We start from the raw sequence: 13749 nt of genomic DNA, 5'->3' as shown, positions 1-13749 counted from the left end.
AAAATGCTTGGGAGGAAATATGCGTTTCCTCCTATCTATCCGGGCTGGACCGAAGCTTGCGCCCTCACCAACTTAGACGGTGAAAACCTCTTTCCGCAGCAACTCCCACGACGCCTTGTCCGGTGCGATCAGCAGCCCGCCGTCGACATGGTGCGGCAGATAGGGCGAGCCGTCGAAACGGGCGGCATAGGCGCCGGCTTCCTGCGAGATCAATGTCCCCGCCAAATGATCCCACGGCATCAGCTTGTTGTACGAGAGATAGTGCACATGGCCTGACGCAAAGGCGCGGTATTCATGCGCCGCGCAGCGATAATTGGCCAGGAAGCGCACCTTGGCGAGATTGGCGAGGATCTCGGCGCGCTTCTCCTTGGCAAAGAAGCCGGTCGAGGCCATGCCGACCATCTGGCCAAGCTCGACAGGCTCGGCAACTTTCAGCCGCTCCGTCTCGCCGTCCGGCCGCCTCAGCCATGCACCGCTGCCCTTCTCCGCCAGCACCCAGTCGTCGCCCATCGGATCGTAGATGATACCGGCTACGGTCTCGCCCTTCGAGACGACGGACGCCATCACGCCGAAGGCCGGAATGCCCGAAGCAAAATTGAACGTGCCATCGACGGGATCGACGATGATGGCGAGATCAGCGCCTTCGAGGCGGTCGAGCAATGCCGGATCGGCTGCGACCGATTCCTCGCCGATGAACAGCGCCTCGGGCCACAGCTTTGCAGCCTCCGCCTTGATCATCCGCTCGGCCTGCTCGTCGGCCTCCGTCACCAGATCGGTCGCTTCCGACTTGGCGCGCACGTCACCGGCGCCCAGCCGGCGGAAGCGCGGCAATATCTCGGCCTTCGCCGCCCGCCGGAGGAGATCGGAGAGCGTCGTTACATCAACTTTCGAGGTCATGGCATGTTCCTGTTTCGGGCGTCCGCCCAGTTACTCGCTCTTCGATGACGGTTCGGTGACCATCAGGCTCGAAAAATCGAAAAGCTTGGGATCGAGAAGATGCGACGGGTTCACGTGGGCGAGTGCCCTGAGCATCGTATCCTTGCGGCCGGGCATGCGCCGCTCGATATCGGCGAGCATATCCTTCATCGCATTGCGCTGCAGGCCGTCCTGCGAACCGCAGAGATCGCAGGGAATGATCGGAAACTGCATGGCAGAAGCGAACTTCGCCATGTCGTCTTCGGCGCAATAGGCCAGCGGTCGCAGAACCATGAGGTTGCCCTCATCGTTCAGCAGCTTCGCCGGCATGGAGGCAAGGCGCCCGCCATGGAAGAAGTTCATGAAGAAGGTTTCGAGGATGTCCTCGCGGTGATGGCCGAGCACCAGCGCATCGCAGCCCTCCTCCTTGGCGATCCGGTAGAGATTGCCGCGGCGGAGACGCGAACAGAGCGAGCAATAGGTCGCCCCCTCCGGCACCTTCTCCTTCACGATCGAATAGGTGTCGCGATACTCGATCCGGTGCTTCACGCCGATACCGGTCAGATATTCCGGCAGGATATGCTTCGGGAAGTTCGGCTGGCCCTGGTCGAGATTGCAGGCGACCAGCTCCACCGGCAGCAGGCCGCGCCACTGCAGATCGAGCAGCAGCGCGAGCAGACCGTAGGAATCCTTGCCGCCGGAAACGCCGATCAGCCAGCGCTTCTGGCCCTTCAGCATATCGAAATCGTCGAATGCCTGACGCACATTGCGCAGCAGACGCTTGCGCAACTTGTTAAACGAGACCGAACGCGGCGCATCGGCAAACAGCGCGTGGGCGATACCACCGTCTTCGGTGGTTTCATCGAGGGCGTCGGCAATGTTTGCAGCGATATTCATCGTCTCTTCCGGATCGTCAGTTGATCTGCCTTAGCAGAAAGCAGCGGCAGGACACAGCATCAATCGCCGAAAACCGACCAGCCGGTGCGCGCCGCTAGCATTTCCAGCGCCACGGCGCCAAGCTGCGAATTGCCGACCTTGTTGAGGCCCGGAGACCAGACGGCGATCGAGGCGATCCCGGGCGCCACCGCAAAGATACCGCCGCCGACGCCGCTCTTGCCGGGAAGGCCGACGTGGTAGGCGAAATCGCCCGATCCGTCGTAATGCCCGCACATCAGCATCATCGCATTGATACGCCGCGCCCGCTTCGGTGAAACGACGGAATGGCCGGTGACCGGGTTGCTGCCGCGCGCCGCCAGGAACAGCCCGGCGCGAGCCAGCTGCTCGCAGGTCATCGACAGCGCGCATTGATGGAAATAGACGCCGAGCACATGCTCGACCGGATGATCGATATTCTTGTAGGCGCGCATGAAATTGGCGAGCGCGAAATTGCGGTAGCCCGTCTGCGTTTCCGAGCGCGCGACCTTCTCGTCGATGGTCACGGATTCGTCGTCCGCCAGATAGCGCACGAAGCGCAGCAGCTCACCGATCGCCTCGCGCGGCGCATGGCCGGCCATGACGACATCGGTGACGGCAATGGCGCCGGCATTGATGAAGGGGTTGCGGGGAATCCCGCTCTCATGTTCCAGCTGGACGATGGAATTGAAGGCCGAGCCCGATGGCTCGCGGCCGACGCGCTTCCACAGACTCTCGCCCACCTTGCCGAGCGCCAGCGTCAGCATGAAGACCTTGGAAATGCTCTGGATGGAGAAAGCTACGGCAGCGTCGCCGACGCTGTAGATCTTGCCGTCCGTCGTGGCGATCGTCATCCCGAACTGGTTGGGATCGATCTTGGCGAGCTCGGGAATGTAATCCGCAACCTTGCCCTCGCCGATCCGCGGCGTCAGTTCCTTGTAGATGCTGTCGAGGACTGCCTGCAAATCCACCATGACTTCTCTCCAGATAAAAAAAAGCCGCCCTGTGAGGCGGCTTTTCCGTATGCGAAAACGCCTCGCGATTAACGCGAATAGAATTCGACCACCAGATGCGGCTCCATGACGACCGGGTACGGAACGTCGGAGAGCGAAGGAACGCGTGCGAAGGTCGCAACCATCTTGTTGTGATCAACTTCGATGTAGTCAGGAACATCACGCTCAGCGAGAGAGATGGATTCCAGAACCGTTACGAGCTGCTTCGACTTCTGGCGAACTTCGATGACGTCGCCGGCCTTGCAACGGTAAGAACCGATGTTGACGCGGACGCCGTTCACGGTCACGTGGCCGTGGTTCACGAACTGGCGGGCTGCGAAAACGGTCGGGACGAACTTGGCGCGATAAACGATCGCGTCGAGACGGGACTCCAGAAGACCGATCAGGTTTTCGGAAGTGTCACCCTTGCGGCGGTTGGCTTCGTCGAAGATCGCACGGAACTGCTTTTCGCGCAGGTCACCGTAGTAGCCCTTCAGCTTCTGCTTGGCGCGCAGCTGCACACCGAAGTCAGAGAGCTTGCCCTTGCGGCGCTGACCATGCTGGCCCGGGCCGTATTCGCGGCGGTTCACCGGGGACTTAGGACGGCCCCAGATGTTTTCGCCCATACGGCGGTCAATCTTGTACTTGGACGATTCGCGCTTGCTCATCGTATTTCCTTTCAGAGTGTTAGAACGGTTTGTAGCCAAACCGCGCGAAGGAAACACGCCCTCCTTTGGCTTTCTCTCGAAAGCCCGACAGGACCAAACCATTACGCGAACGGGATGAATCCACGGGACATGTCAAATGAAACACCGGACATTGCTGCCCGGTGCTGGCGCGGTGTTTATGGATAAGTCACGGGATTGTCAAACGGAATCTGCCGCCGACGCCTCGCCCTCGGCCGGTTCGAGCGAACCCGCAAGCTTGCGCAGCAGACCGGACAACGCCCGGCGCTCCCCCTCATCGAGCGCATCGAGGAGACCGAGCTCCCGGCCCATGTCCTCGCGAAAAGCAGCCTCGGCGCGGCGGATACCCTCTGCGGTTAGTACCACGACGAAACTGCGCTTGTCCTGATCCGAGCGCTCGCGCGTGACCAGCCCAGCCTTCTCCAGCCGGTCGAGCCTGTGGGTCAACCCGCCGGAGGAGATCATCAGGTGACGGTAAAGCTCCGTCGGGATCATCCGGTAAGGCGGCCCGGACCGGCGGATCGTCGCGATCACATCGAATTCGCCGCGATCGAGATGGAATTCCGCAAAGGTCGCCTCGATCGACGGCCGCACAAGATTGGACAGCCGGTAGATGCGGCCGAGAATGCTCATCGGCGTCGTATCGAGATCCGGCAGTTCCTGGGCCCAGAGAGCACGCAAGCGGTCGACATGGTCTTCAGTCGTCATGGTCAAATCCGATTTGTCTTGACGAGAAGATAAATCGGATTATCTTCTCACTAAGATAAATTGATAGCGAAATCCGGTTCAGGTTCCAAGGGAGGAAATCATGTTCCACGTCATCAGCCGCGAAAATCAGCAGCAGTCCCCGAACCGAACCATTCTCTTTGAAGGCGGCGCGTTCGGCGCACCCGTCTCGATCTTCCTCATAGACAACGAGCCGGGCCAAGGCCCTGCCCTGCATGTCCATCCCTATACCGAAATGTGGATCGTCCGCTCGGGACAGGCGCGCTTCACCGTCGGCGAAGAGACCCTAGACCCCAACCCCGGCGACATCGTCGTCGTCAACGCCGAGACACCCCACTGCTTCAAGAATATCGGCACGACACGGCTGGAACTGACCTGCATCCACGCCAGCCCGGAAGTTATCCAGAGCTGGGTTTGAAAGCCTTACTCGGCAGCGCTCTTCAGCGCGTCGTCGTCAGGCGCGTCAGCCGAACCCGGCGCGGTCTCAGCCTGCAGGTCAGGGAAAGCGACGATGCGCTTGCCGGTGAAATCCGTATGGACGACGATCAGGCCCTGTTCTTCGAAATAGCCGAGTAGACGGCGGGCGCGGCGGGCCGAATGGGTGCCGTAAGCGCGGGCGATGCGGGCGTCGGACGGGCATGGTTCGCCGCCGAGCGCTGCCTTCGCCATCATCAGGAACACGCCCTGCAGATCGTCGGTCACGCCATTCGACAGCGAGAGCGCCGTGGCCCAGCCTTCGCTGGCCGCCATTTCGGGATCGACGCCTGAGCGCGATACAGCCACGCGGCGGCGGAAATCCTGCAGCGACAGCGGCGGCCCCGGCACGCGGCGCATACGCAAGCGCACGAGAAATTCCTGGTAGAGCACCGAATCCGTCCGGAAGCCCGAGGCCGGGTCGTCGAGGATTTCGGCGAGCACGCCGGACAGGCGCTCTTCGCGCTCCTCGGCAGACAGTTCCGGCTGGCTGGAGCGCGGCTCGGAAGGCGCCGGGACTGCGGCGGGCGCGGAGCGCGACAGCTCGGCAAGAATATCGGTGGTCGGGCGCGGCGCCGGCGCCGCGCGGCGCAAGATCGGCCGCTGGAACTCTTCCGGATCCGGCGTGAAGATCAGGTCCTCGACATCCTGCGGCGCATCCGGCAGCGGCATCAGCTTCGGGCTCGACGAACGCGCCGAGGTCTCGACGTTACCGATCTGGATCGGCAGCGGCCGGCGCGACAGTGCCGGCCCGAGGGCAACGAAATTGCCACGCTTCAGGTCGCGGAACATTTCCGCCTGGCGCCGGTCCATGCCGAGCAGATCGGCAGCGCGCGCCATGTCGATATCGAGGAAGGTGCGGCCCATCAGGAAGTTCGAGGCTTCGGCCGCGACGTTCTTCGCAAGCTTCGCCAGACGCTGCGTGGCGATGACGCCCGCCAGACCGCGCTTACGGCCGCGGCACATCAGGTTGGTCATCGCGCCGAGCGACATCTTGCGCGCATCTTCCGAGACATCCCCGCCAACGGACGGCGCGAACATCTGCGCTTCGTCGACGACGACGAGAACCGGATACCAATATTCACGGTCGGCATCGAACATGCCGTTGAGGAAGGCAGCCGCAGCACGCATCTGCTGCTCGATATCAAGGCCTTCGAGCGTCAGCACGCAGGAAACGCGATGCTGGCGGATGCGGTTGGCGATACCGGCAAGCTCTGCTTCGGTGCGCTCGCCATCGACGACGATATGGCCGAAACGGTCGCTGAGCGTTACGAAGTCGCCTTCGGGATCGATGATGACCTGCTGAACCCATTGGGCGGATTGCTCTAGCAGGCGCCGCAGCAGATGCGACTTGCCGGAGCCGGAATTGCCCTGAACGAGCAGGCGCGTTGCCAGCAGCTCCTCGATATCGAGTGTCGCCGGGCTGCTGCCGGACGCCGTTCCCATATCGATGCCAACCTGCAAGTCTGATTCCCCTTAATATTTCACCGGCGTGTCTAGCATATTCGCCGCCGCGATTGTTACCCGTTTGCCGCAAAAACCCACAGAAAGACGCGAGCGTTCAGACGGCCTCGCGCTCGACCAGCCGGCCGCCATTCTCGGTCGCGCGCGGTGTGAGCATATGCGTGAAGATCAGGCTGACGAACAGCGGCACCATCAACACCGCAAAACCGATCCGCAAGCCCCAATATTCACCGATGAAACCGATGATCGGCGGCCCGACGAGAAAGCCGAGCAGCGCAACGAAGGATAGGATCGCCAGGCTCGCAGCCGCCGGGCGGTCGGTCAGCGCCGCAGCCGCCGTCACAGCGAGCGGAAAACCGACGGAGACGCCGACGCCGATCGCCGCGAAGCCGAGGAGCGCAAAAGCCGGCGCCGGCGCCACCAGGATGATCAGCATCCCGGCAAGCGAGGCAATGCCGCATCCGCGCGCGATCGCCACAGGCCCGAACCGGCCCTTCATGTAATCGCCACTGAAGCGGCCCGCCGCCACCATGAAGGCGAAGACGGAATAGCCGAGACCCATCTGCGCGCCCTCGGAGCCGAAGACATCACGGAGATAAACCGCCGACCAGTCGGCAATCGCGCCCTCGGTCATCGTCACACCGAAGACGAAGGCGCAGATGCCGATAAGCGCCAGACCGGGCAGCTTGAAGCGGTAAGTCGCGGCGGTCTCCGCATGGTGACTTTCCGGCAGTTTCGGCAGCCGGGTGCTGACGAAGAGCGCAATCGGCAGCACGACGACAGCAATGGCGAGGATCGACCAATGCGGCGGCACGCCGATGGCAATCGCACCGGCGCCGAGCAGGCTGCCGAACATGATGCCGAGGCTCCAGAAGCCGTGCGAGCGGCTCATGATGATCAGCCCCGTCACTTTCTCGGTCAGGTCAGCCTCGACATTCATGCCGAGTTCGACGGTCGAGAGCGCCACGCCAAGGATCATCAGCGAGAAGAACAGAAGCGTCACGGTCGGCGCGAAGGCGGGCAGCGAGACGACGGCGAGGAAGAAGACGAAGCCATAGATGATCGCCGCCCGTCCCCCGATGCGTGAGACGACGCGGCCGGCGAAAGACAAGGTCAGCAGCGTACCGATCGGCAGGCCTAGAAGCGCGATCGCGAGATCCGCGGTGCCGAGGTTCAGCTTCGCCTGCACATCCGGGATGCGCGGCAGCCATGCCCGAAGGCGATCGGCTGCAGGAAGAAAATCAGCATGACAAGTCTTTGAAGCGGCACGGCGCGCATCCCTTCATTCTCAGAGGCGGTGGGCGCCGCTTCTGATTCCCCATCGACAAATCTGCGTCATTGCCGCGCCTAAGGAAAGCGCGGATCACCTATCGCGTGCTGAGGCCGAAACCCTGCATCAGCCGCGCCGTCGCGAAATCGGGATTGCCCGACGTGAAGACGGCAAAGTCGAAATTGTCAGGATGAACGGCGCCGGCCACCTGCGGCACCAGGCTGCGGGCGCGCCGAGCAATCGCCTCGGCCGGATCGAGCCAGTCGACCGGCCAAGGTGCGAGCCTGCGGAAAAGATTGGCCATGAACGGATAATGCGTGCAGGCGAGCACGACGATATCGGTCTTGTGCCCATCCTTCTCGACGAAGCACTGCTCGATCTCCGCCGTCACGGCCTCATCCGAAACCGTCTCGCCGCGAATATAGGCCTCCGCCATCCGCGCAAGGTTCTCCGAACCGACGAGACGAACGTGGCATTGCTGCGCGAAGGACTGGATGAGATCACGCGTATAGGCGCGTTTGACGGTCCCGGGCGTCGCCAAAACCGAAACGAGCCCCGAGCGGGTCCGCTCGGCCGCAGGCTTGATCGCCGGCACCGTGCCGACAAAGGTCATCTGCGGAAAGGCCGCCCTGAGATCGGCGCCGACAAGCGTGAAGGCCGTGTTGCAGGCGATGATGCAGACTTCGGGGTCATAGTCGTGCAGCAGTCTGCCGAAGAGCGCGATGACGCGCTCCTTCAGAGCCTGCTCTTCCCAACCGCCATAGGGAAATCCGGCATCGTCGGCGACATAGATGAAGCCGCGCTCCGGCATCAGCACGCGCGCCTCGCGCAGCACGGTCAGCCCTCCGATACCGGAATCGAAGACCAGGACCGGTTTCAGCTCATTCGCCGCTGACGTCATCTTTCGGCTGTTCCTTGGCAACTGCGGGAGACCGGCTTCCGCGCGGATATTGCCGCGAGAAACGGTCGAGGGAGGAGATTACGCCGCGCAGCACACTGATTTCCTGTTCCGTGAAGGCGCGGCGGGAGAGGACGGCCCTGAGGTTGTCCACCATTTTGGGCTTTTTCGCGGGCGGATGGAAATAATTGCGCGCTTCCAGCGCCTCCTCGAGCTGGTCGAAGAAACCGAACAGCTGCTCCTTGGTCGATTGCGTCTGCTCCATCGCCTGGAACGGCACGTCGGAGAGATCCTCCATACCCGACTTCATCCACTCATAGGACATCAGCAGCACCGCCTGGGCGATGTTCAGCGAGGCAAAGGCGGGATTGACAGGGAAGGTGACGATCTCGTCGGCCAGCGCCACTTCCTCGTTGGTGAGACCCCAGCGCTCGCGGCCGAAGAGGATGCCGGTGCCCTCGCCTGCCCGAAATTTCGTCCGCAACGTCTCCGCCGCGACGACGGGAGAGCGTACCGGCTTGAAGCCATCGCGTTCGCGCGCCGTCGTCGCATAGACGAAATTGAGGTCGGCAATAGCCTCTTCCAGCGTGTCGTAGACCTTGGTCGCCTCGATGACGTGATCGGCCTTGGACGCCGTCGCCTGCGCCCGCTCGTTCGGCCAGCCGTCGCGCGGATTGACGAGCCGGAGCTCCGAAAGGCCGAAATTCGCCATGGCGCGCGCCACCATGCCGATATTCTCGCCCATCTGCGGTTCGACCAGAATGATCGCCGGTCCCTCGGTCAGAAGTTGCCGCTCGCTGTTTGTGCCTGCCATATACGCCGTCCTTGCTTTCGAGCCGGAATAGCCCCGCTGGCGGCAAACGGCAAGGCTTATGCCGCCGGATAGAGCCGATCGAGCACGCCGCCGATCATCTCGACGCCCAGCCGCGAACCCTGAGCCGAGATCGGCAGATTGCGTGCCGCGGATGACGGCGACTGCCGCTCGATGAAGAAGCACTCGGACGCACGCGGCGCGATCTCGGCGATCCGCGCCCGCGCCTGTCTCAGCGCAGCAACGATCTGTTCGTGGTCCTCAGCGCCCATATTGCCACCAAGCGAACTCGCGACGATCCGCGCCCAGTAGGTCCCCGACAGGAAGATCGCCAGCGTCTGGCGGATAGGCCCCGGCCGCGTCACGACAGACCAGGTGGAGCCAAGTGGCCGCGCCGCAACCGTCACATCCCGATAGGCCGCATCGAGCGTCTGCGACAGACCGATCAGCTCATAGCGCGGCTTCCCATCTATGGTGGCGGCAAGCAGCGCGTCGAGTGCATCGAACCATTTCCGGAGGGCCGCATCGAGCGCGCCGCGGGTGCGCGCCGGGAAGACGAGAAAGGCAACCGCCGTCCCGGCAATCGCGCCGATCAGCGTCTCCTCGAAGCGCAGCGCTAACAGATCGACGGTCAGCGCTCCGGTCATCCCGTAGACAAGGCAGAGCACGATCGAGATGAAGAAGGTCATCGTCGCATAGGAAATCTGCAGGAAGTAGAAGGCGAGGAAGATACAGACGATGGCGACTGGGATACCGACCGCATCCTCGCTGCCAATCAGCGTCGCAAGGCCGAGACCGATCGCAATGCCGAACAGCGTGCCGAGCGATCGCTGCAACGCCTTCATCGCGGTGTCGCCGCGCGAATTGGTATTGGTGAACACCAGGAACGAGGCCAGCACGGCCCAGAACCACCGCTCGCGCGACAGGAGCAGACCGAAGCTCATCGCCAGCGCCGCCGCGAGCGTGATCTGCAGCGTCGACCTGATCTGCGGGTTGTTGAGCGAGAAGTCGATCCCGGTGGCGGTAGCCTGGTCCTCCGCGGGCAGTATCCCGGCAAAATCGGTCAGCCGCGCCTCGGCTATTGTCTCTCCCAGGTGACATTTCGTTTCGCCGAGCCAGAAGAGCGCCCGGCGCGTCTCCGCTGCAGCATCGGGCGATGCGTCCCTGTCCTCGTCGAGCCCCCTGTGCCGGCCCTCGATAATGGCATGGACGAGAGCGAAATCCGGAACACTCTGCAGGCTGAGCACGATGGCGCTTTCGGCGGCAAGGTGAAGATCGAAAAGCCGGATCGCCAGTTCCGCCGCCGGGTCGCCGCCCTTGTCGAACACGCCGCCGGCCGGGCGCGGAATGAAGCTTTCGGCCATCAGCACGACTTCCTTCAGCCGCTCCTCGAGCACCCGCAGTTCCCGGCGATCATGCTCGGCGACTTTCCCTTCGGATGCGAGGGCGGCGAGCTTGAACAGGATCTGGTTCACCCTGCCCTGCACGCTCTCCAGCGATCGCAGAAGGTCGCGGCGCCAATCCTCGGGCATGACCATGACGCGCATGACATGCCCCGTCAGCGCCGCAACGACGGGACCGACCGCGACCAGCGGCAGTTCCGCAATATCAGGCTGAAAATAGGCACCCATGAAATAGGAGGTGAAGGCGAACATGCCGATCGCAAAGCCGCGCGCCCCGAAAACGCGGGCGGACGCCGCCAGGAAGATCACCACGAGAAAGGCAAGGTCCGAGAGGACCCGGTGGCCCTCCAGCGCCGCCGCGACCCCGACAACCACCAGACTGGCGACACAGCCAAGCAGCCGGGTGACCAGCTGCTGCGCATTGCCCTTGTCGCGCACGGCAACCCCGCCCTCTATCGAGAGCAGGATACCGAGACCGTAAGACGCCGTCGGCAGCGGCACGGCGAAGAGGTGGATGGCAAACAGGATGGCGAAGGAGATGACGATCGTCAGCGTCACGCGCGATGCGATCCGCAAGCGCGACAGCGCCGGATCGTTGGCAAGCAGCCAGTCGCGAAGATCGAAACCCGAAAACAACAGATAAGCCCTCACGCACCGGAATCTCGAAAGATGCGCTACCCGGAGATACCGCCGCAAAGGCCAAAATCAAACGGCTGACGGCGCCTACTGTTTGGCGATCTCGTCCATCGTCGATTTCAGTGAGCTCGTCTCCTTGGTTTCGTCATCCTGCAGCATGATGTCGTCGACGACAGGCTTGCCGTCCTCGGTCACCATCTCGAAACGCACGGTCGAGACCGCCTTCGCCTCGTCGCCATCGGCGCAGCCCATCTTCCGGAACGAGACGACGACCTCGTCCTCTCCCTCGGCCGTCTTCTGCGGCGTCAGCTTCAGATCCTCGAGCGGGCAAGCATCCTGGCCATTGATGATCACATCGTAATCGAAGGGCGAAATGCCGTCGTCGACGGCCGGATGTTTGGCCGCTTCACGATACTTGGCGGCGAAATCCTTGCTGTAGAGCTTGTCGAGTTTTGCCGCATCGAAAATGTCGACCCACTCGATGTCGTCGCCCGACCAGTTGTTGACCGTCGCGTCCATGATTTCCTGAACCGGCGCCGGAATATCGGCGGCAGTTGCGAGCGTCGGCAGGCCGGCCAAACCGGCGATCAGCAAGGCAATCGTCTTCATGATTAAATGTCCGTTAACGAAGCAATTGCCGCGGACACTAGCCGAATTCGCGCGCTTGGCAATGGCCCCCAAAATCCGCTTTCGGGGGCGCTTGCGGCTTTGCGTTCCGGGCACACAATGCTATAGCCCTCGGGATTTTAGAAATCACCCGCCACGGGACCCAGTCCCCATCAAGCTTACGAGGCAGATACATGAAAAAGATCAAGGTCGCTAACCCCGTCGCCGATCTCGACGGCGATGAAATGACGCGCATCATCTGGCAGCTTATCAAGGACAAGCTGATCCATCCGTATCTCGACCTCGAAATCGACTATTTTGACCTCTCGGTCGAAAACCGCGACGCCACCAACGATCAGGTCACCGTTGACGCCGCCAACGCCATCAAGAAGCACGGCGTCGGCATCAAGTGCGCGACGATCACGCCGGACGAAGACCGCGTCAAGGAATTCAACCTCAAGCAGATGTGGAAGAGCCCGAACGGCACGATCCGCAACATCCTCGGCGGCGTCATCTTCCGCGAGCCGATCATCTGCCAAAACGTTCCGCGCCTCGTTCCGGGCTGGACCAAGCCGATCGTCGTCGGCCGTCACGCTTTCGGCGACCAGTACCGCGCCACCGACTTCAAATTCCCGGGCAAGGGCAAGCTGACCATCAAGTTCGTCGGCGAAGACGGCACTGTCATCGAGAAGGACGTCTTCGACGCCCCCGGTTCCGGCGTTGCCATGGCGATGTACAACCTCGACGAGTCGATCCGCGAATTCGCCCGCGCCTCGATGATGTACGGCCTGATGCGCAAGTGGCCGGTCTACCTGTCGACCAAGAACACCATCCTGAAGGCCTATGACGGCCGCTTCAAGGACATCTTCCAGGAAGTCTACGAAGCTGAATTCCAGGATCAGTTCAAGGAACTCGGCATCACCTACGAACACCGCCTGATCGACGACATGGTCGCTTCGGCTCTGAAGTGGTCCGGCGGCTACGTCTGGGCCTGCAAGAACTACGACGGCGACGTCCAGTCCGACACGGTTGCCCAGGGCTTCGGTTCGCTCGGCCTGATGACCTCGGTTCTGCTCACGCCGGATGGCAAGACGGTCGAAGCCGAAGCCGCTCACGGCACGGTTACCCGCCACTACCGCCAGCACCAGAAGGGTCAGGAAACCTCGACGAACTCGATCGCCTCGATCTTCGCCTGGACCCGCGGCCTCGCACACCGCGCCAAGCTGGACGACAATGCCGAACTCGCAAAGTTCGCCTCGACGCTGGAAAAGGTCTGCGTCGACACCGTCGAAGCCGGCTTCATGACCAAGGACCTGGCGCTGCTCATCGGCCCGGATCAGCCCTGGCTCTCCACCACTGCCTTCCTCGACAAGATCGACGAGAACCTGCAGAAGGCCATGGGCGCCTGAGGCGGCCAGCAATAGCAAACAGCAGAACGGCGGGATCTTCCCGCCGTTTTCATTTCATCAACAAGGGAACAGAACATGACGACGATCCGCCTGCTCACGCCTTCCGACCGCGCTGCATGGGAGCCGCTGTGGAAGGGCTATCAGAGTTTCTACGAAGTCGTCATTCCGCCTGAGACCACCGACCTGACCTGGGCGCGCTTCCACGCCGCAAACGAGCCGATGCATGCCTTCGGCGCCTTCGACGATGACGGCACGTTGAAGGGTATCGTCCACGCGATCTTCCATCGCTCGACATGGCTGCCGAAATGGACTTGCTACCTGCAGGATCTCTATGTCGAGGCGGACCAGCGCGGGCTTGGCACCGGCGCAGCCTTGATCGAGCGCGTCGCCGATCTGGCGCGCGAGCATGGCGCCGGCCGGCTCTACTGGATGACGCACGAGACCAACGAGCGGGCACGCCGCCTCTACGACCAGATCGCCGAACGCTCCGGCTTCATCCAATACCGCAAGCAGCTCTGACTGCTGACAGAATCTGGCAGCAGCCTCC

Annotated in this window: 13 protein-coding genes and 1 pseudogene; 3 read left to right on the top strand and 11 right to left on the bottom strand. The window is 62.5% G+C overall.

Annotation, left to right across the window (positions count from 1 at the left end; genetic code table 11):
- Positions 1-72: 72 nt before the first annotated feature.
- The 5 genes from F2982_RS19020 to F2982_RS19000 form a co-directional block, all read right to left on the bottom strand.
- Positions 73-897: an inositol monophosphatase family protein gene (locus F2982_RS19020; protein ID WP_203428776.1), complete on the bottom strand. Its 825-nt coding sequence runs from the start codon at positions 895-897 to the stop codon at positions 73-75.
- A gap of 30 nt (positions 898-927) precedes the next feature.
- A complete protein-coding gene (gene ttcA / locus F2982_RS19015; RefSeq protein ID WP_112716481.1) occupies positions 928-1812 on the bottom strand; it encodes a tRNA 2-thiocytidine(32) synthetase TtcA in 885 nt (294 codons plus the stop codon).
- Positions 1813-1871: 59 nt separating this feature from the next.
- A complete protein-coding gene (locus F2982_RS19010) occupies positions 1872-2801 on the bottom strand; it encodes a glutaminase (RefSeq protein WP_203428775.1) in 930 nt (309 codons plus the stop codon).
- 68 nt (positions 2802-2869) lie between these two features.
- Positions 2870-3487 (bottom strand): 30S ribosomal protein S4, encoded by a 618-nt coding sequence (gene rpsD, locus F2982_RS19005; protein ID WP_112716485.1) that lies wholly within the window; start codon positions 3485-3487, stop codon positions 2870-2872.
- A 198-nt stretch (positions 3488-3685) separates the two neighbouring features.
- Positions 3686-4213 carry a MarR family transcriptional regulator gene (locus tag F2982_RS19000; RefSeq protein ID WP_203428774.1) on the bottom strand — a complete coding sequence of 176 codons (528 nt, stop codon included), beginning with the start codon at positions 4211-4213 and terminating at the stop codon, positions 3686-3688.
- 100 nt (positions 4214-4313) lie between these two features.
- Here F2982_RS19000 and F2982_RS18995 point away from each other — a divergent pair, with 100 nt between their 5' ends.
- Positions 4314-4649 (top strand): cupin domain-containing protein, encoded by a 336-nt coding sequence (locus tag F2982_RS18995; protein WP_203428773.1) that lies wholly within the window; start codon positions 4314-4316, stop codon positions 4647-4649.
- A gap of 5 nt (positions 4650-4654) precedes the next feature.
- On the opposite strand, the gene F2982_RS18990 is transcribed toward F2982_RS18995, so the two are convergent.
- The 6 genes and pseudogenes from F2982_RS18990 to F2982_RS18965 all read right to left on the bottom strand — a co-directional run bounded on the left by F2982_RS18990 (position 4655) and on the right by F2982_RS18965 (position 11796).
- Entirely contained in the window at positions 4655-6169 is a 1515-nt protein-coding gene (locus F2982_RS18990; RefSeq protein ID WP_203428772.1) for an ATP-binding protein, read from the bottom strand.
- Between the two features lie 97 nt (positions 6170-6266).
- Positions 6267-7438: pseudogene (locus F2982_RS18985) on the bottom strand (MFS transporter).
- 98 nt (positions 7439-7536) lie between these two features.
- A complete protein-coding gene (murI, locus tag F2982_RS18980) occupies positions 7537-8340 on the bottom strand; it encodes a glutamate racemase (protein WP_203428771.1) in 804 nt (267 codons plus the stop codon).
- Positions 8321-9151 carry an RNA methyltransferase gene (locus F2982_RS18975; protein ID WP_203428770.1) on the bottom strand — a complete coding sequence of 277 codons (831 nt, stop codon included), beginning with the start codon at positions 9149-9151 and terminating at the stop codon, positions 8321-8323. The genes murI and F2982_RS18975 overlap by 20 nt, the downstream gene beginning before the upstream one ends.
- Before the next feature lie 56 nt (positions 9152-9207).
- Positions 9208-11187 (bottom strand): FUSC family protein, encoded by a 1980-nt coding sequence (locus F2982_RS18970; RefSeq protein WP_203428769.1) that lies wholly within the window; start codon positions 11185-11187, stop codon positions 9208-9210.
- A gap of 87 nt (positions 11188-11274) precedes the next feature.
- A complete protein-coding gene (locus tag F2982_RS18965) occupies positions 11275-11796 on the bottom strand; it encodes a hypothetical protein (RefSeq protein WP_112716503.1) in 522 nt (173 codons plus the stop codon).
- A gap of 191 nt (positions 11797-11987) precedes the next feature.
- Between F2982_RS18965 and F2982_RS18960 the strand changes: the two genes are divergently transcribed.
- Together F2982_RS18960 and F2982_RS18955 are read left to right on the top strand one after the other, a co-directional pair.
- Complete coding sequence (locus F2982_RS18960; RefSeq protein WP_130278217.1) at positions 11988-13202, top strand: NADP-dependent isocitrate dehydrogenase; 1215 nt, start codon at positions 11988-11990, stop codon at positions 13200-13202.
- A 75-nt stretch (positions 13203-13277) separates the two neighbouring features.
- On the top strand, positions 13278-13721 hold the full coding sequence (locus tag F2982_RS18955; protein ID WP_130278216.1) for a GNAT family N-acetyltransferase: 444 nt from the start codon (positions 13278-13280) through the stop codon (positions 13719-13721).
- The last annotated feature ends 28 nt before the right edge of the window (positions 13722-13749 follow it).

The sequence above is a fragment of the Rhizobium sp. BG4 genome, assembly GCF_016864575.1.
Taxonomy (GTDB): Bacteria; Pseudomonadota; Alphaproteobacteria; order Rhizobiales; family Rhizobiaceae; genus Rhizobium.
This window is presented reverse-complemented; position numbering and strand designations above follow the sequence as displayed.